At 66.6% G+C, this 18,423-nt stretch carries 14 protein-coding genes; 9 read left to right on the plus strand and 5 right to left on the minus strand.

Features of this window, described 5'->3' with window-relative positions:
• Positions 1-89 precede the first annotated feature (89 nt).
• From FHS47_RS00170 to FHS47_RS00195, 6 genes are all read left to right on the plus strand, one after another.
• Positions 90-857: a sel1 repeat family protein gene (locus tag FHS47_RS00170; RefSeq protein WP_167021780.1), complete on the plus strand. Its 768-nt coding sequence runs from the start codon at positions 90-92 to the stop codon at positions 855-857.
• Between the two features lie 588 nt (positions 858-1,445).
• On the plus strand, positions 1,446-2,135 hold the full coding sequence (pdsR, locus tag FHS47_RS00175; RefSeq protein ID WP_167021781.1) for a proteobacterial dedicated sortase system response regulator: 690 nt from the start codon (positions 1,446-1,448) through the stop codon (positions 2,133-2,135).
• Between the two features lie 84 nt (positions 2,136-2,219).
• Positions 2,220-4,217: an ATP-binding protein gene (locus FHS47_RS00180; protein ID WP_167021782.1), complete on the plus strand. Its 1,998-nt coding sequence runs from the start codon at positions 2,220-2,222 to the stop codon at positions 4,215-4,217.
• A 145-nt stretch (positions 4,218-4,362) separates the two neighbouring features.
• The gene (trpE, locus tag FHS47_RS00185; RefSeq protein WP_167021783.1) at positions 4,363-5,838 is read left to right on the plus strand and encodes an anthranilate synthase component I; all 1,476 of its coding nucleotides are present in this window, start codon (positions 4,363-4,365) and stop codon (positions 5,836-5,838) included.
• Positions 5,839-6,018: 180 nt separating this feature from the next.
• Positions 6,019-6,678 carry a hypothetical protein gene (locus tag FHS47_RS00190; protein ID WP_167021784.1) on the plus strand — a complete coding sequence of 220 codons (660 nt, stop codon included), beginning with the start codon at positions 6,019-6,021 and terminating at the stop codon, positions 6,676-6,678.
• A gap of 86 nt (positions 6,679-6,764) precedes the next feature.
• Positions 6,765-7,259, plus strand: coding sequence for a DUF4019 domain-containing protein (locus FHS47_RS00195; protein WP_167021785.1), 495 nt, complete (start codon positions 6,765-6,767; stop codon positions 7,257-7,259).
• A 20-nt stretch (positions 7,260-7,279) separates the two neighbouring features.
• Here FHS47_RS00195 and FHS47_RS00200 read toward each other — a convergent pair whose 3' ends face one another.
• The 5 genes from FHS47_RS00200 to FHS47_RS00220 form a co-directional block, all read right to left on the minus strand.
• Positions 7,280-8,311 carry an alpha/beta hydrolase gene (locus tag FHS47_RS00200; RefSeq protein WP_167021786.1) on the minus strand — a complete coding sequence of 344 codons (1,032 nt, stop codon included), beginning with the start codon at positions 8,309-8,311 and terminating at the stop codon, positions 7,280-7,282.
• A gap of 19 nt (positions 8,312-8,330) precedes the next feature.
• On the minus strand, positions 8,331-9,704 hold the full coding sequence (locus FHS47_RS00205; RefSeq protein ID WP_167021787.1) for a leucyl aminopeptidase family protein: 1,374 nt from the start codon (positions 9,702-9,704) through the stop codon (positions 8,331-8,333).
• A 69-nt stretch (positions 9,705-9,773) separates the two neighbouring features.
• On the minus strand, positions 9,774-10,472 hold the full coding sequence (locus tag FHS47_RS00210; RefSeq protein WP_167021788.1) for an HAD family hydrolase: 699 nt from the start codon (positions 10,470-10,472) through the stop codon (positions 9,774-9,776).
• 3 nt (positions 10,473-10,475) lie between these two features.
• A complete protein-coding gene (locus FHS47_RS00215; protein ID WP_167021789.1) occupies positions 10,476-11,960 on the minus strand; it encodes a substrate-binding domain-containing protein in 1,485 nt (494 codons plus the stop codon).
• 317 nt (positions 11,961-12,277) lie between these two features.
• Positions 12,278-13,534, minus strand: coding sequence for a Do family serine endopeptidase (locus FHS47_RS00220; protein ID WP_247741288.1), 1,257 nt, complete (start codon positions 13,532-13,534; stop codon positions 12,278-12,280).
• 489 nt (positions 13,535-14,023) lie between these two features.
• On the opposite strand from FHS47_RS00220, the gene FHS47_RS00225 reads away from it, so the two are divergent.
• Genes FHS47_RS00225 through FHS47_RS00235 form a run of 3 tightly spaced genes read left to right on the plus strand, consistent with a single transcriptional unit; the run spans position 14,024 to position 17,942 of the window.
• Entirely contained in the window at positions 14,024-16,171 is a 2,148-nt protein-coding gene (locus tag FHS47_RS00225; protein WP_167021791.1) for an adenosylcobalamin-dependent ribonucleoside-diphosphate reductase, read from the plus strand.
• A gap of 22 nt (positions 16,172-16,193) precedes the next feature.
• Positions 16,194-17,114 carry a histone H1-like repetitive region-containing protein gene (locus FHS47_RS00230; protein ID WP_208381707.1) on the plus strand — a complete coding sequence of 307 codons (921 nt, stop codon included), beginning with the start codon at positions 16,194-16,196 and terminating at the stop codon, positions 17,112-17,114.
• 57 nt (positions 17,115-17,171) lie between these two features.
• Entirely contained in the window at positions 17,172-17,942 is a 771-nt protein-coding gene (locus tag FHS47_RS00235; protein ID WP_167021792.1) for an NrdJb, read from the plus strand.
• Positions 17,943-18,423 lie beyond the last annotated feature (481 nt).

The following is an 18,423-nucleotide window of genomic DNA, read 5'->3' on the forward strand; positions in this document are numbered from 1 at the left end:
GGAGTAGCCTGCGGAAAGCCGTCCGTCGATCGACGGGCGGCCCGCGGGGGCGGGGGTTCAAAAATCCAACGTACATGGAGGCAGTGATCATGCCAGTGGTAAGGATTGTCGCGTTCGTACTGTTCTGCATTTCGACCGCCGCCGTTGCTGGTGAAGCGGCGCCCGACAACCCGAGGGAGGCCATCAAGGCGTCCGTCAGGTCATGCGCCACCGGACTCGAACGGCTGCTTCCTGGGGAGTACTACTTTTGCGCCGGTGTGCGCGATTACGGCCAGAGTCACGACGGCCGTGCGGAGGAGCGTTTCCGCGACGCGGCCTATTGGGCGAGCAAGCCGGCGCAATACGTGCTGGGTCTCATGTATTTCAACGGCGACAGGGGCAAGGTGAACCGCCCCCTGGGCGTGGCGTGGCTGGCGCTTGCGGCCGAGCGTCACGATCCGCTGTATGAAAAGGCCTTCACGCGTGCGTACCTTGGAAGCTCTCCGGAGGAACGCGCGCAGGCCGATGCCTACTGGCGCGACTTGCGCGGTCAGTACGCCGATCCCGTGGCGGGCCGGCGCGCGCATCGGCGTTACGTTGCCGAGATGCGGATGATCGAAGCCGCGACCGCTGTCGGCGGGTCCATCTTCATCACGGGGCTGTCGCCGCCGAATGGCGACTCCAGCGGGCAATTCGGCGCCGACGGCGATCCGAACCGCGTCGGAGGAGGCTCCAGTTTCAGCATGAACAAGTTGCTGTCGCACGCGGGCGAGGATTATTTCCGCGGCATGGCCGGCACGGTCACGGTCGGCGAGGTACAGCCGACGGAGCTTGTGCCGATCGGGCAGGTGGCCTCTCGGGTTCGTGCGCCCCAATAACGGCACGCAAAAAGCTCCCCCGTCCATGCGGATGGGGGAGTGAAGGAGGCTCCCGGGGGGAGGAGCTCAGGGGAAAGGGTTAAACGGGCTGCCAGTTGGGGTCGGGTTCCACCGGCCCTGCGACCGGCGCACTTCCGTGCGCGCCGGCCGCGCCAAGGCCTTCCATGGCCGGTTCCACGAAGTCGTCGAAAAGATCCATGGTCATGCCTCCGTCAATGCACGCCGAAAAGCAGGCCCAGCAGCAGCGCGCCCAGGGCAAGGGCAACGCGCAGGGGTTCGAAGTCGCGTTCGAGTTCGGTGTTGTCGGCGTCGGGCTTGGTTTTCATGGGTTCTCCTCCGGCGCCGGATGTCACGCCGTCATGCACAGTTGAAAGCCGCACGCGGCGGGCGGGGCGTCCTGTCCAGGGCAATCCGCGGATCGTTTATGGCAAAAGAGGGGCAAAGACTTCGTGCACGGCCGAAGGTGCCGGAATCGTGCTTGCGGGCGGCGTTCAGGGAGGCGAAACGCGGGCAATGCGGGTACGGGTCTTGCAGCGCGGGCGGGCACATAGCACGCTGCGCACGCCGAACCCATCCACGGAATGCCCCATGGCCCGCAGTATCGCCATCGTCGAAGACGAACCCCTCATCCGCGCCAACTACGTGGAGGCCCTGAATCGCTTCGGTTACGAAACGCGCGGTTACGGCTCGCGGGGCGAGGCGTCGAACGCCTTCGCCATGCGCCTGCCTGAACTCGTGATCATCGACATCGGCCTGGGCGACGAGCCCGAAGGCGGTTTCGACCTCTGCCGCGAGCTTCGCGCGAAGTCCGCCACGCTCCCGATCATCTTCCTCACGGCGCGCGATTCGGATTTCGACGTGATCTCGGGCCTTCGCCTCGGCGCGGACGACTACCTTTCCAAAGACACCAGCCTGCACCAACTGGCCGCCCGCATCGCCGCGCTGTTCCGCCGCATCGAATCGCTGAAGACGCCCACGGCCAGCGAGACCGTGATCGAGCACGGCCCGCTGAAGCTGGAATCGGAGCGCATGCGTGTGCTGTGGAACGGCATCGAGATTCCGCTGACCGTGACCGAATTCTGGATGGTGCACACGCTGGTGCGCTTCCCCGGCCACGTGAAGAATCGCGACCAGCTCATGCGCGAGGCGGAACTGGTGGTGGACGATGCCACCATCACCTCGCACATCAAGCGCATCCGCAAGAAGTTCGTGGCCCTGGCGCCGGACTTCGATGCCATCGAGACCGTGCACGGGGTGGGCTATCGCTGGACGCCGTGAAGAGCCTCGCCGCTATAGCGGCTCCTACAGCGACACACATGTAGGAGCCGCTATAGCGGCGAGCACGCGCCCAGGCATCCCTTCATGACCCTCCGCCAAAAACTCCTCCTGGTCGCACTGTGCACGCTGGCGCTTCCCGTTGCCGGCTGGCTTTACGTGCGGCAGATGGAAACGCTGCTGCGCGAAGGGCAGGCCCAGGCCCTGCTGGCGTCGGCGCGCGCGATGGCGCGCAGCCTCGTGGTGGTGGACGCGCCGCTGCCGCCCGCCGGCCCAGCGTGGTACCTGCAGCGCACGCCGGTGCCGATCACGATCGACGGTTACGGCGACGACTGGGCGTCCCTCAGCCCTTGGGCACAGACCTTCGGCAGCAACGCGAAGGTGATGTTGGCCGAAGACGATCACTGGCTGTATTTCAGCGTGGAGGTGCGTGCGCCGCAGCGGCGGCGTGCGGACGCCGGCGACCGGCTGGCGCTCAGCGCCGACCATCTCATCGTCTCCATCGCCAGCGGCGAGGACGCGCAGCGCTACCTGCTGGCCAGCGCGGCGCCGGGCCCGACGACCGCCATCGCGCTCGACGCCGAAGCCGGCGTGCTGCCCGACCGCATCAACGCGCAGTGGCAGGAAGACGGCAGCGGCTTCCGTGTGGAGTTCCGGTTGCCGCGCGGCCTCAGGCTCGATCGTTTCGGACTTGGCGTGCACGTGGCCGCCGCCGGCGACAACGAACCGCTGAGCGCCGAGAGCCGCCCGCTCGTCGACTTCTCCCCCGCGCTGTCGCAGGAACTGGCCCGTCTGGCACCGGACGGCGTGCGGGTGCGCTTGCTGTCCGCCGACGCCTGGCTGGTAGCGCAAAGCGGAAGGCTGGACCTGCCGGATCTCCCCGCGTCCGAGCGCCCCGGCTGGTTCGCGTCGCTGGTGTACCGCTCGTTGCTGGCCACCCGCTTCGACGCGGAAAGCGCCTGGGCGGAAGACGCGCCCCGCATCGATCTTCCCGAAGTGCGCGAAGCCATCGCAGGAAAGCCGGCCACCGCATGGCGTGCCGGCGAGGCGCGGAGCAGCGTTGTGCTGGCCGTGGCGATGCCTGTGGAGGCGCGCGGCAAGTTGCACGGCGTGGTGCTTCTGGAACAGCCGAGCCGCGCCGTGCCGCTGCTGGCGAACCGGGCCCTGTTCGGCCTGCTGATCACCAGCTTCGCGGTGCTGCTTGTGGCAGGCGGCGTGCTCTTGCTGTTCGCCACGCGGCTCACGTTTCGCCTGCGCCGGCTGCGCAACGCGGCCGAGCGCGCGCAGGCGAACGACGGGCGATTCGACGGGCCTTTCCCGCTGACCGACGCCAACGACGAACTGGGCGATCTCGCGCGCAGCTTCGAGCGCCTGTTCGACGTGGTGGGCAGTTATACCGATTACCTGCGCACGCTGGCCTCGAAGCTCTCGCACGAGTTGAACACTCCGTTGGCGATCGTGAAATCGTCGCTGGACAACCTCGATCACGCCGGCCTGCCCGCCGAGGCGGAGCCTTACCTGGCACGCGCACGCGACGGCGTGGCGCGCCTGGGGGCGCTGGTGCGCGCCATGAGCGAGGCCAGCCGCATGGAGCGGGCCATTGCCGCCGCGGAAGCCGAGGATGTCGACCTGGCCGATATCGTGCGCGGCTGCGCCGAAGGCTATCGGGTGCTCGCGGGCGATCGCCGGCTGGAGGTGGAACTGCCCGGAACGCCGGTATTCATGCACGTGTCGCCCGAACTCGTGGCCCAGGCGCTGGACAAGCTGTTCGACAACGCACTGTCTTTCACCCCCGGGGATGGATGGATATGCATCGCCCTGCGCCCGACGACCGACGGCGCGGACATCGAACTTGCCAACCAGGGCCCGCCGCTGCCGGCGGCGATGCAGGGGCGGCTGTTCGACTCGCTGGTGAGCCTGCGCGACAAGGCCACGCCCGGCGACGCGCCGCACCTGGGGCTCGGCCTGTACGTGGTGCGCCTCGTGGCCGAACGTCATCAGGGCAGCGCCAGCGCCCGCAACCTCGACGGCGGCGTGGCGTTCACCCTCCACCTGAAAGGCCTGCCGCGCCAGCGTCTGGCCTGACGCACATCGCCGGGGCCCCGATGCACTGTGGGAGCCGGCTATGCCGGCGATCCCGCGGCAGCGGGCAACCTTGCCGCGAGCACCCATCGCCGCTGAAGCGGCTCCCACACTACAATCGAGAATTACCCCCATAGTCCCGCCCCCGATGATCTCCCGCGAACAATTCGACGCCTACGCCGCGCAGGGCCACACGCGCATTCCGCTGGTGCGCGAGGTGTTTTCCGACCTCGACACCCCGCTGTCGGTGTACCTGAAGCTGGCCGATGGCCCGTACACCTTCCTGTTCGAATCGGTGGAAGGCGGCGCCACCTGGGGGCGCCATTCCATCATCGGCCTGCCGGCGCGCCGGGTGTATCGCCTGCGCGGACACGAGCTGGAAGTGGAGGAAAGCGGGGAGGTCGTCGAACGTCGGCACCTCGACGATCCGCTCGGCGAGATCGAAATCCTCCGCAAGCAGTACGACGTGCCGAAGCTTCCGGGCCTGCCCGACTTCACCGGCGGCCTCGTCGGCTACTTCGGTTTCGAGACCATCGGCTACATCGAAAAGCGCCTGGCGCAGTGGGACAAGAAGGACGAGCTCGGCACGCCCGACGTGCTGCTGATGCTTGCCGACGAAGTGGCGGTGTTCGATAACCTCAAGGGCCGCCTCTACCTCATCGTGCATGCCGATCCGTCGCGGCCGCAGGCGTACGCGGAAGCCTCGCGCCGGCTCGACGCGCTGGCCTTCCGCCTGCGCCAGGGCGGTGTGTCGTATCCGCAACTGCTGCAGCCGGAAGCGCTTGACGAGTCCGACTTCAAATCCACATTCACCCGCGACGAATACGAGACGATGGTGCGCACCGCGCAGGAATACATCCGCGCCGGCGACATCTTCCAGGTGGTGCCTTCGCAGCGCCTCAGCATCGGTTTCAACGCGCGCCCGGTGGATGTATACCGCGCCCTGCGCGCGATGAATCCGTCGCCGTACATGTTCTTCATCGACATCGGCCCCACGCAGATCGTCGGCTCGTCGCCGGAGATCCTGGTGCGCCTGAAGAACGGCCGCGTGGTGCTGCGCCCCATCGCCGGCACGCGTCGCCGCGGAAAGGACGAAGCGGAAGACGTGGCACTGGAAACGGAACTGCTCGCCGATCCGAAGGAGCGCGCCGAGCACCTCATGCTCATCGACCTCGGCCGCAACGACGTGGGCCGCGTAAGCAAGACGGGTACGGTGGAGCTTGCCGAATCCTTCGTGGTGGAGCGCTATTCGCACGTGATGCACATCGTGTCGCAGGTGGAAGGCGAGATTGGCGACAACCTGTCGTACATGGACGTGATCAAGGCCACGTTCCCCGCGGGCACCGTGAGCGGCGCGCCGAAGATCCGCGCGCTGGAAATCATCCAGGAACTGGAGCCATTCAAGCGCAACATCTACGCCGGGGCCATCGGCTGGCTCGGCTGGTGGGGCGATGCGGATACGGCCATCGCCATTCGCACGGCAGTGATCCAGGACGGCCGCCTGCACGTACAGGCCGGCGGCGGCGTCGTCTTCGACTCCGATCCGGCGGCCGAGTGGGAAGAAACCATGAACAAGGGCCGCGCACTGTTCCGTGCAGTGGCACAGGCGGCGAAGGGGCTCTGACGTCGCCATGTGGGCATGGCTGTCACAGGTCCACGGCTCCTTGTGGGAGCCGGCTTTGCCGGCGATCCCGCGGCAGCGGGCACGTTCGCGGCGAGCACCCATCGCCGCTGAAGCGGCTCCCACAAAATGCAACGAAGCGCCGCGGTCACCGGGCCATACGAACACCGTGAAGGATTACAAATGAACAGCCGTACCATTCTTGCCGCCACCTCGTTTGCCGTCATGGCGGCGGCCGCGCAGGCGCGCGAGCCCTGGAGCGACGACGTGGCCTCGCGTACGCAGGCGCTGGCGCTGCTGCAGACGCTCAATGCCGACCTGCTCAGCCACCCCAGCGCCACGCTCACGCTGGAACGCTGGTGCGGCGGCCACGGCCTGGCGCCGGAAGCGAAGATCCTGGCCCGCCGCGTGAAGGGGCAGGACAAGCCGTTGCCCGACGCCGAGCGCGCCACCCTCGGCATCGGCCCGGATGAGCCGGTGCGCTATCGCCGCGTGCAGCTGGCATGCGGCGAGCACGTGCTGTCCGAGGCCGACAACTGGTACGTGCCTTCGCGCCTTACCCCGGAGATGAACCGGATCCTCGACAGCACTGACCAGCCCTTCGGCAAGGTGGTGCAGGCGTTGCACTTCCGCCGCCAGACGCTCAACGCTGACCTGCTGTGGTCCCCGCTGCCCGCAGGCTGGGAGATGGACGCGCCGCTGCCCCCGCCGCACAAGGGGCCGCTGGCCATCCCGCACGAGGTGCTGCGTCACCGTGCGGTCCTCTACACCGAGGCCAACCAGCCCTTCAGCCTGGTAGTGGAAACCTATACCTCCGAGGTGCTGGCCTTCGGCCGCCGGTAGGACAACACGCGTATCCCATCCGGCCGACTTGGCAGCGGGCGGCGGGCACCGGAAGCTGGGCATGTCCCCATAACGGAGGAGGGACCATGTCCACTGTGCCCATCCCAGCACGAAAGTCTGCCCCGACCGGCGTTCCCGGAACGAACGCGTTCGGTTCCCTTTTGAGCATCAGCAATGCACCGCGGCTCGGCCCGCAGCCGAACTCGCTGGACAACGCCGTGAGTTGCGCCACCCATTGGGTGCGCATGTCCGACGGCCGCCGTCCCGACGCCATGTGGCTGGAGGCCGGCGCGATGATGCAGAAGATGGTGCCGCGCGCGGAATGGGTGCGCTACCTGCGCAAGATCCGTCTCGACCGCGGTCAGCTTGTCGGTCGCGAATGGTTCGAAGTGACGCGCGTGCGCGACCCGGTGGGACTTCCCGCGGGCGATTATCTCAACGTGATCTTCGTATCGCACTACACGCGCGCGGTGCTGTTCGAAACCGTGTCGCTCGCGCCCGGCGGCCCGGGCGGCGGTAGCTGGCTGCCCGTGGGTTACGTGATTCGTCCCGTGCAGCGCGAGATCGCCTTCGTGTCATAGGCGCCGCCGCGCAGCTTGTTTCAGAGCGCCTCGTCCAACGCCTTGTAGAACCGCTCGGGCGCTTCGATCATGGGCGAATGTGCCAGGCCGTCGAGCGGGATCAGCTTCGCGCCGGGAATACGCGCCGCCGCCTCCCGGCCGAGGGCGGGGTAGTCGCCCAGCTTCGCGAGCACTTCCGGCGGCGCGCCTTCGGCAATGGCCGTGGTGTCGCGCTGGCCGATGATCAACACCGTGGGCACCTTGATCAGCGGGAACTCGTACACCACCGGCTGGGTGAACACCATGTCGTAGGTGAGCGCGCCGGCCCACGCGGAGATTTCCTTGCCGTCGCCTTCGTACTGCCCAGCCTGCATCAGCGCCCAGCGGTCGTACTCCGGCTTCCACCGGCCGTCGTAGTAGTGCGCGAGCTGATAACGCCTGATGCCCGCGTACGAGGTTTTCAGATCGCGTGCGTACCACGCATCCACGCTCTGCCAAGGCACGCCCTTGGCCTTCCAGTCTTCCAGGCCGATGGGATTCACGAGCACCAGCTTCTCCACGCCTTGCGGATACATCAGTGCGTAGCGGGCGCCCACCATGCCGCCCATGGAATGCGCCACCACGGTTACCTTGTCCACGCCCAGGCTGGCGAGCAGCGCATGCGTGTTCGCCGCGAGCTGGTGGAAGCTGTACTGGAACGTGTGCGGTTTGGACGATTTGCAGAAACCGATCTGGTCGGGAATGACCACGCGGTAACCCCGATGGCGCAGGTGCTCCGCCGTGGCGGCCCAGTAGGGCCCGCAGAAGTTCTTTCCGTGCAGCAGCACGGCGGTGCGGCCGTTTGCGTGCGCCGGCTTCAGATCCATGTAGGCCATCTGCAAGGACTGGCCCTGGTTCTGCACCGGGAACATCGTGACGGGGTAGGGATAGTCGAAGTGCTCCAGGCGGGCGCCGAGCGCCTGCACCTTCGGGATGTCGTCGGCGAATGCGGGAGCGGCGAGGGCGAGGAGCAGGGCAGGGATGAGGGGCGCATGGCGAACTCCACGTGGCGAAAGGCCAAGCCTGGCGAGCATGCCGTAACGCCAGGCGCCTTCAGGAATACCGCTCGGACAGAAAGCGGAAGAACGCGCGCAGGCCCTGGGCCTCGCCGCCGCGCGGGTGAGCCGGGCGGTCGCCGTCGTTCCAGGCGTAGGTGTCCAGGTGCATCCAGTTCTGGTTGTCGGGAACAAAACGTTCCAGGTACAGCGCGGCGGTGATCGCACCGGCGTGGCGCGAGGGGCCCGCGTTCGCGAAGTCGGCCACGTAGGACTCCAGCATGCGCCGATACGGACGCCACAGCGGCAAGCGCCACAGCGGGTCGCACGTCAATTCGGCGGCGCCGATCACCTGGTCGGCCAGCTGGTCGCGATTCGTGAACAGAGCCGGCAACTCCGGCCCCAGGGCGACACGCGCCGCACCGGTGAGCGTGGCGAAATCCACGATCAGATCCGGCGCCTGTTCCACCGCGTAGGCCAGCGCATCGCATAGCACCAGGCGGCCTTCGGCGTCGGTATTGTCCACTTCGACGGTATGCCCCGCGCGCGTGCGGATCACCTCGCCCGGACGCACGGCGTTGCCGGCAATGGCGTTTTCCACAGCGGGCACCAGCAGCGTGAGCCGCACGGGCAGCTTCGCCTTCATCACCAGACCGGCGAGGGCGATGGCGTGTGCCGCGCCACCCATGTCCTTCTTCATCCAGCGCATGCCGTCGGCGGGCTTGATGTCGAGGCCGCCGGTGTCGAAGCACACGCCCTTGCCTACGATGGCGAGCTTCGGGTTCGAGGCCTTGCCCCAGGTGAGTTCGATAAGGCGTGGCGCGCGGTGGCTGGCGCGGCCCACGGCATGGATGGTGGGGAAGTTGTCCTTCAGCAGTTCGTCGCCCACCCACTCGCGCACGGTGGCCTTGTGCTGCTCCGCGTGCGCATGGATCGCCTGTGACAGGTGCTCGGGGCCCATGTCCTCAGTGGGTGTGTTCACCATGTCGCGCACTTCGAAGGTGGCGTCGATCAACGGCTGCAGCGCGCGGATCGTGGCCGGCGTGACCAGAAGCTGCGCGGGCTTGCGCTCGTACGAGCGATAGCGGTCGAAGCGGTACGCACCCAGCGCCCATCCCAGCACGACGAGTTCGCGATCCTCGAACACGCCGTCGGCGGACAACTCGTAGATGCCTTCCGGCAGGCGGAAGGGGAGGCCACCCAGCGCAGCCAGGGGATTGTGCCGATCCACACCGACCAGTACCCGCGCTATCTCACCCGCGCCGCCCGGCAGTACCGCCAGGGCGCCCGGCTTCGGCCGGAAGCCGGTGGATGCGAGCCACTGGCGTTGCGCCGCATCCAGTCGCGCTTCGGCGGCCGCCATGTTGCCGGCGTCGACGGTTTCGATGGGGACGGCGCGTTTGCCGGACTTGCGATCGATCAGCGGTGACATCAGGCCTCCCGTGCCTCGCGGTCGCGTGCGGCCGCGTCAAAGAGTTCGTGCTATCAGTGAACCACCATTCTAGCGGTCCGTCGCCACCGACGCGTCAATCCAGTCGGCAAGATGGGTCATGTCTGGAAATTCGTAGTCCGGCGCCGGTCCATGCGACCAGCGCTCGCCGGTGCGGTTGAGCCATACCGTGGTCATGCCGGCTTCGCGCGCGCCCACCACATCGAGCAGGGGATCGTCGCCGACATGCACGATGTCGGCGGGGGCTATGTCCAGGGCTTCCGCCGCGGCCAGGAATATCTGCGGGTGCGGCTTCGCCACGCCCACGCCGCTGGCGTTCAGGCGTGTGTGGAAGAGATGGTGGAGCCCGATCACTTCCAGGTCGGCATTGCCGTTGGAGATGCTTACCAGCGGCACGCGGGCGGCCATGCGCTCGAGCGCGGGCAGGGTGTCGGGGTAGAGTTCCACCGCATTGCGGGCGGCAAAATAGATGCGCCACAGCTCGTCCACCGGTGCATCGTCGATGCCGCAGGCGGCAAAGGCGTGACGGATGGTGAGGCGCCGCTGCTCGCTGAAGTCGTGCGAGAGGTGGGTGTTCTCCTGCGCGATCTTCTCGCGCAGTTCGCGCATGGCCTCGATGGGCCATGCGCTCGCCACATCCGGGTGGTGTTCCCTGAGCCAGCGGTTCACGCAGTGCTCGGCCTCGATCAGGGCCGGGAGCACCGGCCACAGGGTGTCGTCGAGGTCGAGCGAGACGGCGCGAACCGGCACGGCTCAGCGTGCGCCGACTTTGAGCACCTGCCCGAGGCGGACGTTGTTGTCCTTCAGGCCGTTCATGGCGCGCAGCTTGTTCACGTCGATCGCGTTCTTCTTCGCGATGGAGTACAGCGTGTCGCCCGCCGCCACCTTGTAGGTGCGCGAAGCCGACGACTTTTCGGCGGCAGCCTTCGGCGCGGCCTTCGCAGGCTTGGCTTCCGCCACCTTAGGGGTGGCGACGGCGGTGGATTTCTCCGAGGCATCCGGCTTGGCAGCGGCGACGGCCTTCGCCGAGGGCTTGCCGCTCACGGTGACGGCGTCGCCGTGCACCTTGGCGAAGCGGCCGCCGACCTTGGCGTTGTCGGACATCGTGAACGCTTCCGAGCGCACGCCCGCGAAGCCCATGCGAGCCGTGGTGCTGACGCTGGCGACCACGCGCGCGAACTTCGACGGCTCGGCGGTGGTGGCCGCGACGGAACCCTTGGTTTCCTTCGCGGCCTTGGCACCCTTGCCGGCCACCTGCGCCTTGGCGAGCGCGGTTTCCTTCGCGACGCTGGCGGCGCTCGGGGCGGCGGCGACGGCGGTCGGCGTGGTCATCGCCTGGCCGGCGTTGGCGCGCGTGCCCACGGCCGAAGCGATGGCGGCGCGGCGTGCGGCGTCCTTCGAGGCCAGGGCCATACCGTCGGCATACGGCACGAGGCTGTGCGAACGGAGCAGCGAGCTACCCTGGCCGGAGGTGACGAAGGATACGAACTCCTTCACCTCGGCGGCCTTCGGGCCCGTTTCGTTCGTGACCAGGTACAGCTCGGTGTACAGCGGATAGGCGCCGCTGCTCACGGTGGACATGGAAGGCGCCACGCCGTCGATGGAGAGGATCTTCACCTTCTTGTTCGACGATGCGCCCGCGAGCGTGCTGGCGCCGAGGCCCTGCTTGTCGAGGGTGACACCCTCTTCGAGCTTCGCCACGTTCACGTACAGGCGCGGTGCCGCCACGGGCTGGTTGCCGCGGCCGAAGAGCAGACGGCGCAGGCTGTATTCAACGCCGTCGCCCGGGCTTGCCACTGCATAGAGGTTGATGGGTGCGTCGTTGCCGCCCAGTTCCTTCCAGTTGGTGATGTGCCCCATGTAGATCTCGTGGAGCTGCTTCAGCGTGATGTTGCTGACCGGGTTGGACGGGTAGGTGACCATCACCAGGGCGTCCCAGGCCACCGGCGTAAAGGTGAGCGACTGCTCGGCAGCACCCACGGCGGGGCGGGCGGAGCCGGCGAGGTCGGCGCTGCCCTTCACCACGGCGTCGATGCCGGAGGCGGTGTTGAACGGCTGGAGTTCGATCTTGCCCTTGCCGGATTTCTCCCAGGCCTTGGCAACGTCGGTAACCACGCCGCGCGCGGTAGTGATGTCGCCGCGCCAGACAAGCTGCGGGCCTGCGGCGGCAAGGACGGTAGCGGAGGCGCTAAGGCCGATCAGCGTGGCAGTGAACAGTCGCGCGAAACGAAGAGACATGGACGGCTGGGACCTCGGGACGGGGCTAATAGGCTGGCAAGCCGCAATTGTGGGGCATCCCGCCGCCGCGCGCAGCATTGACATCGTTCAGCATCCTGCCGTCGGAAAACGGAACGTAGGCTGTAGGGATTGCCCTTCACATTTGACTCGGGCCTTATGCCGTTGTGGGAGCCGGCTACGCCGGCGATTCCGCGGCAGCGGGCACGCTTGCCGCGAGCACCCATCGCCGCTGAAGCGGCTCCCACACAAAGCTCGCCTGCCTCGGGGCCCTTGCACAAAGCTCGCCTGCCTCGGGGCTCCCACACAAAGCGAGCGCGTCAAAGGACGGCGTAATACACCGCATCGTCTCGCACCACCGTGAGCAGCAGCTGCCGCCCGCCCAGCGAGCCGGTGGTAGGCAGGCCCTTCACGCCGGTGATGCGGCGCTGGCCGATCGCCACCACGATGTCGCCGTCCTGCAGCCCGGCGTCGGCGGCTGCGGAGCCGCGGCGGATGCCGCTCAGCGCCACGCCGTACAGCCCTTGCGACTTCTGGTCGGGCGTCAGGTCGCTCAACGTGACCCCGGTCAGGCGCTTGTCCACCTTGGCGCCATCCAGCGTGGCGATCTTCTCCGCGGCGACGGTGGCTTCCACGTCGCGCGTGGCGCCCTCGCGCTGCACGGTGAGCTGCACCTTCGCGCCCAGCGGCAGCAAGCCTTCCGCGTTGCGCAGATCCTGCGCCGCGCGCACCGGCTTGCCGTTCACCGCGGTGAGCACGTCGCCCGGCTGCAACCCGGCGCTCTCCGCCGGCGAGCCCTCGTTGATGCGCGTGACCACGGCGCCGACGGTGTCCTTCAGCCCGAGCGCCTTCGCGATGCGCGGCGTGATGTCCTGTACCTCCACGCCCAGGTTGCCGCGCCGCACCTTGCCGTAGACCAGCAGTTGCTTCATCACGCCCGTGGCCAGATCGGTCGGGATGGCGAAGCCGATGCCTACGTTGCCTCCCGACGGCGTGAAGATCATGGAGTTGATGCCCACCAGTTCGCCGCGCAGGTTCACCAGCGCGCCGCCGGAATTGCCCGGATTGATGGAGGCATCCGTCTGGATGAAGTTCTGGATGCCCTTGCCCAGCCCCGAGCGGCCCAGCGCGGACACCATGCCCGAAGTGGCCGTCTGCCCCAGGCCGAAAGGGTCGCCCACGGCAACTACGAAATCGCCCACGCGCAGCTGCGAGGAATCGGCGATGGGCAGGGCCTGCAGGCGCTCGGCGGGAATCTGAAGCACCGCCACGTCGGTGTCCGGGTCGCTGCCGAGGAGCTTCGCCTTCAGGTTGCGGCCGTCCTGCAGGGTGACCGTGATGTCGTCCGCGCCGCCCACCACGTGGTTGTTCGTCAGCACATAGCCCTTCGCCGCATCGACCACCACGCCCGACCCCAGGCTCTGTTCCACCCGCTCGCGCGGCATGCCGCTGCCGCCGAAGAGCTGGCGGAACAGCGGATCGTCGAAATACGGATCGCGCACGCGCACGCGGGTTTTCGTGGAGATGTTCACCACCGCCGGCGTGACCTTCGCGAGCATCGGCGCCAGGGAAGGCATCGGCTGGCCGTCGACGGCCGGGGGCAGGGAGGCGAAGACGGGCGATGTCAGGCCAAAAGCCAGGGCAAGGCCGAGAGCGAGAAAGGTGGTTCGCCGGTAACGCGAGGCGGGCATGGGAAATCTCCTTGACTGGTGTGCTCCGGGCACGAGGAACGGCGCCTTCGACAACAACCCGCGCCGCGGGTTTCAGACCTTGAGACGGACGTCGCGGATACTTTACATCGCCCCCTTGCCGGTTTAAGGTTCACTCCGGCCGCAACCACAACATCTTGTGTTCCGTCGTTCGCTACTTACCAAGTGCTGGTGCTGCGGATAGTCAGGTACAAGCTTCAAACCTTCGTCGGCAAAGGCTTTTTTGAAAGGCTGGCGAAGGAAAGACAGGGATGGTCGACAGGTATCTCCGGGGGGGAGGGACCGTCGACGGTAATGCGCCGACGCATGCCAATAAGAAGGCCTTCAAAAGGCCAAGCAATCGAGGACGACACATTCATGAGCACTGCACGTGCGCAAGCCATGGGGCTTGAGACCGCGGCCATCCCGCTTCAGCCCGCCTCGTATGACATCTGGGACAAGAAGTACCGCCTGAAGTCGAAGACCGGCGAGCCCGTCGACGGCTCGGTGGACGAGACCTACAAGCGCGTGGCGCGTGCGCTCTCCGACGTGGAAGCCACCGACGAACTGCGCGCCCACTGGTACGAGCGTTTCCTCTGGGCCCTGCGCCGCGGTGCCATCCCCGCCGGCCGCATCACGTCCAACGCCGGCGCGCTGGAGCACAAGCCCGCCACCTCCACGATCAACTGCACCGTGTCGGGCACCATCCACGACTCGATGGACGACATCCTCGAGAAGGTGCACGAGGCGGGCCTCACGCTGAAGGCCGGCTGCGGCATCGGCTACGAGTTCTCCACGCTGCGCCCGCGCGGCGCCTACGTGTCCGGCGCCGGCGCCCACACCTCGGGCCCGCTGTCGTTCATGGATATCTACGACAAGATGTGCTTCACCGTCTCGTCCGCCGGCGGCCGCCGCGGTGCGCAGATGGGCACGTTCGACGTGAGCCACCCCGACGCCAAGGAATTCATCCGCGCCAAGCGCGAAGACGGGCGCCTGCGCCAGTTCAACCTGTCGCTGCTGATCACCGACGGCTTCATGGACGCCGTGGAGAACGACCAGGACTGGCCCACCGTGTTCCCGGTGCACGTGAAGGAACAGGGCGAGATCGACCTCGCCGACCCCAGCAAGGTCGTGTGGCGCGAATGGCCCACCAGGGAAAACTACGTCACCCGCGACGACGGCCTGGTGGCCTGCAAGATCTACGGCCACATCCGTGCCCGCCATCTGTGGGACATGATCATGGTTTCGACGTATGACTACGCCGAGCCGGGTTTCATCCTCATCGACCGCGTCAACGAGATGAACAACAACTGGTGGTGCGAGCACATCCGCGCCACCAACCCCTGCGGCGAGCAGCCCCTGCCGCCGTACGGCTCGTGCCTGCTGGGCTCGGTGAACCTCACCACCTTCGTGCGCGACCCGTTCGGCCCGAAGGCCCGCTTCGACTGGGACGAATACCGCGAAGTGGTGCGCGTGTTCACCCGCATGCTCGACAATGTGGTGGAGATCAACGGCCTGCCGCTGCCGCAGCAGCGCGAAGAGATCCTCTCCAAGCGCCGCCATGGCATGGGCTTCCTGGGCCTGGGTTCCACCCTCACCATGCTGAAGATGCGCTACGGCGCGGCCGATGCCGTGGCCTTCACCGAGGACGTGTCCCGCGAGATGGCCCTGGCCGGCTGGGAAATGGCCCTGAACCTCGCCAAGGAAAAGGGCCCGGCCCCGGTGCTGGCGCGCGAGTATGAAGTGACCGGCGACATGCTGCGCAAGCGCCCGGAGATGGTGAAGGACGGCTGGAAGGTCGGCCAGACCATCAAGGGCAGCGTGCTGCACGCGAAGTATTCGCGCTACATGCAGCGCGTGGCCGAAGTGGCTCCGGACCTGGTCGAGGCCCTGGCCGAAACCGGTGCGCGCTTCACCCACCACTCGTCCATCGCGCCCACCGGCACGATTTCGCTCAGCCTGGCCAACAATGCCTCCAACGGCATCGAGCCCAGCTTCGCGCACCACTATTCCCGCAATGTCATCCGCGAAGGCAAGAAGTCGAAGGAGAAGGTGGAGGTCTACAGCTACGAGCTGCTGGCCTACCGTGCCCTCATCAACGGCGATGCCCTGCCGTTCTCCGACGACCCGAAAACCCGCCTGCCGGAGTACTTCGTTTCGGCCGACGACATCAGCCCGAAGGAACACGTGGACATCCAGGCGGCCTCGCAGAAGTGGATCGACTCGTCCATTTCCAAGACGGCCAACGTGCCCACCGACTACCCGTACGAAGACTTCAAGGACATCTACTTCTACGCGTACAAGCAGGGTCTGAAGGGGTGCACCACCTTCCGCTTCAACCCGGCCGCGTTCCAGGGTGTGCTGGTGAAGGAAACCGATCTCGAGAACACCCTCTATCGCTTCGAATTGGAAGACGGTAGCGTTGTCGAACTGAAGGGTAACGACGAGGTGGAATACGACGGTGAAATGCACACCGCCGCCAACCTCTTCGATGCCCTGAAGGAAGGTTACTACGGCAAGTTCTGACCCCGCGGAGAGGGAAAAAAGTATGTCGATCGAAAACCAGACCGTCGAGGACGAAACGTCCTCGATCGATACCAGCGATGCCGGCACCACCCCGGACACCGAGGCCGGCACGGCCGACGTGACCCCGGCACCGGTAGTCGCGAAGAAGGTCGTCAAGCGCAAGCCCGTCGCCCGCAAGGTGATCGAGCCCACGCCGGCGCCGGGCGAGAACGCACCGGTGGAAGACGAAACCAGCAAGCCCTCCCTGCGCACCACGCGCGTGGCGAAGGCACCGAAGAAGGCCGCCGCGCAGAGCAACGGCTCCGCCGAATCCACCGAGACCACGGCCATGCCGGCGGCCCCGGCGGCAAAGAAGGCTGCCAAGCGTGCGCCGGCCAAGAAGGCCGCTGCCGCGAAGAAGGGCACCGCCAAGAAGGCTGCGGCGAAGAAGGCCGCTCCCAAGAAGGCTGCCGCGAAGAAGGCGGCGGTGAAGAAGTCGGCTGCCAAGAAGGCCGCGGCGAAGAAGGCGCCGGCCAAGAAGGCGGCCGCCAAGAAGTCTGCCGTGAAGAAGGCTGCTGCAAAGAAGGTCGCCGCCAAGAAGGCAGCTGCCAAGAAGGCACCGGCGAAGAAGTCGGCTGCGAAGAAGGTTGCCCGCAAGGCCACGGTGAAGAAGTCGGCCGGCCGCAAGGCTGCCGCGAAGAAGGTCGCCCGCAAGGGCGCGACGAAGCGTACGGGCGCCCGCAAGGCCGCCGGTCGCGTCGCGAAGAAGTCCGCAGGCCGCACCGCTCGCAAGAGCGCTGGCCGCAGCGCCACGAAGAAGACGGTCCGCAAGGCCGCCGGCAAGACGACCGCCCGCAAGGCTGTCGGTAAGAAAACCGCCTCCAAGGCGGCAAAGAGGTCCACTGCCAGCAAGACCGGCCGTACGTCGGCGCGCAAGTCCGCCGCCCGTGGCCGCCGCAAGTAAGTAGTACCCATCCGGCCCGGCGCATGCGCCGGGCCGGATACCTATAAGAGAAGAGTCATGGCGATCAAGATCGAAAAGAAGATCAAGGGCTACAACGTCGTTAAGCCCGAGGACAAGGCCGCAGCGGCCCCCGCCCCCGCGCCGGTGAAAGACACCACGCCCGTGGCCGAGGTCATCCAGATGCACGAAAGCCTGGAGCGCCCGGAAACCCTCGTCGGCAACACGTACAAGATCAAGTCGCCGCTCTTCGAGCACGCGCTGTACGTGACCATCAACGACATCGTCCTGAACGCCGGCACCCAGCACGAACAGCGCCGCCCCTTCGAGCTCTTCATCAACTCGAAGAACATGGACCACTTCCAGTGGATCGTGGCGCTCACCCGAATTCTCTCCGCCGTCTTCCGCAAGGGTGGCGACGTGACCTTCATCGTCGAAGAACTCAAGGCTGTCTTCGACCCCCGCGGCGGCTACTTCAAGGCCGGCGGCGTCTACATGCCCAGCATCGTCGCCGAGATCGGCGCCGTGATCGAACAGCACATGAAGTCGATCGGCCTGATCCACGACCCCGACATGAGCGAGGCCACCCGCCAGCTCATCGCGGAAAAGCGCGCGGCCTACGAGAAGGCCAACGCGAAGCCGGCCGCCCCGGCGGCTGCTGCCCCTGTGGGAGCCGGCTCCGCCGGCGATAACCAGGCTGCCTCAGATACCACGAATGCCTCCGGCTTCCCGCCCGGCGCCACCCTCTGCGCGAAGTGCAACACGCAGGCACTGGTGCTGATGGATGGGTGCCAGACTTGTTTGAATTGTGGGTATTCGAAGTGCGGGTGAAGTGACCTCGTTAAGCAAGCTATGTCTAAAGTTGAACCTGCTGAAAGACGACTCGCCGCAATGGCGAGCCGACTAATTGATCGTGGCACGGCGGCTGTCGACAGAGAATTTCAGACTGAAGCCGAGCTCGTTTCTCGATTTGTAGAGATTTTGGAGCGAGGGAGCACCTGCTGGGGCCATTTGCAAGTGGTCACTGAGTGGAGTCATCCATCGGGACTGACGGATGTGCTTGTTCGAACACGCACTCAAGGTTTAATTGCGTTTGAGGCCAAATTGACAGACTGGCGGCGAGCATTCCATCAAGCGTATCGAAACGCTTCATTTGCTCAGCGTGTGTACGTCTTGTTTCCGCGTGATCGTATCGCGCGGCCGCTTGATCATCGTTCGGAATTCGAGTTACGCGGAATTGGTCTTTGCTCGATTAAAGCTGGAAAAGTCTGCGTCCACATACGTGCAAAGCCGCAGATCAAAGTTTTGGCTT

This window comes from Luteibacter sp. SG786 (genome assembly GCF_011759605.1).
GTDB lineage: Bacteria > Pseudomonadota > Gammaproteobacteria > Xanthomonadales > Rhodanobacteraceae > Luteibacter.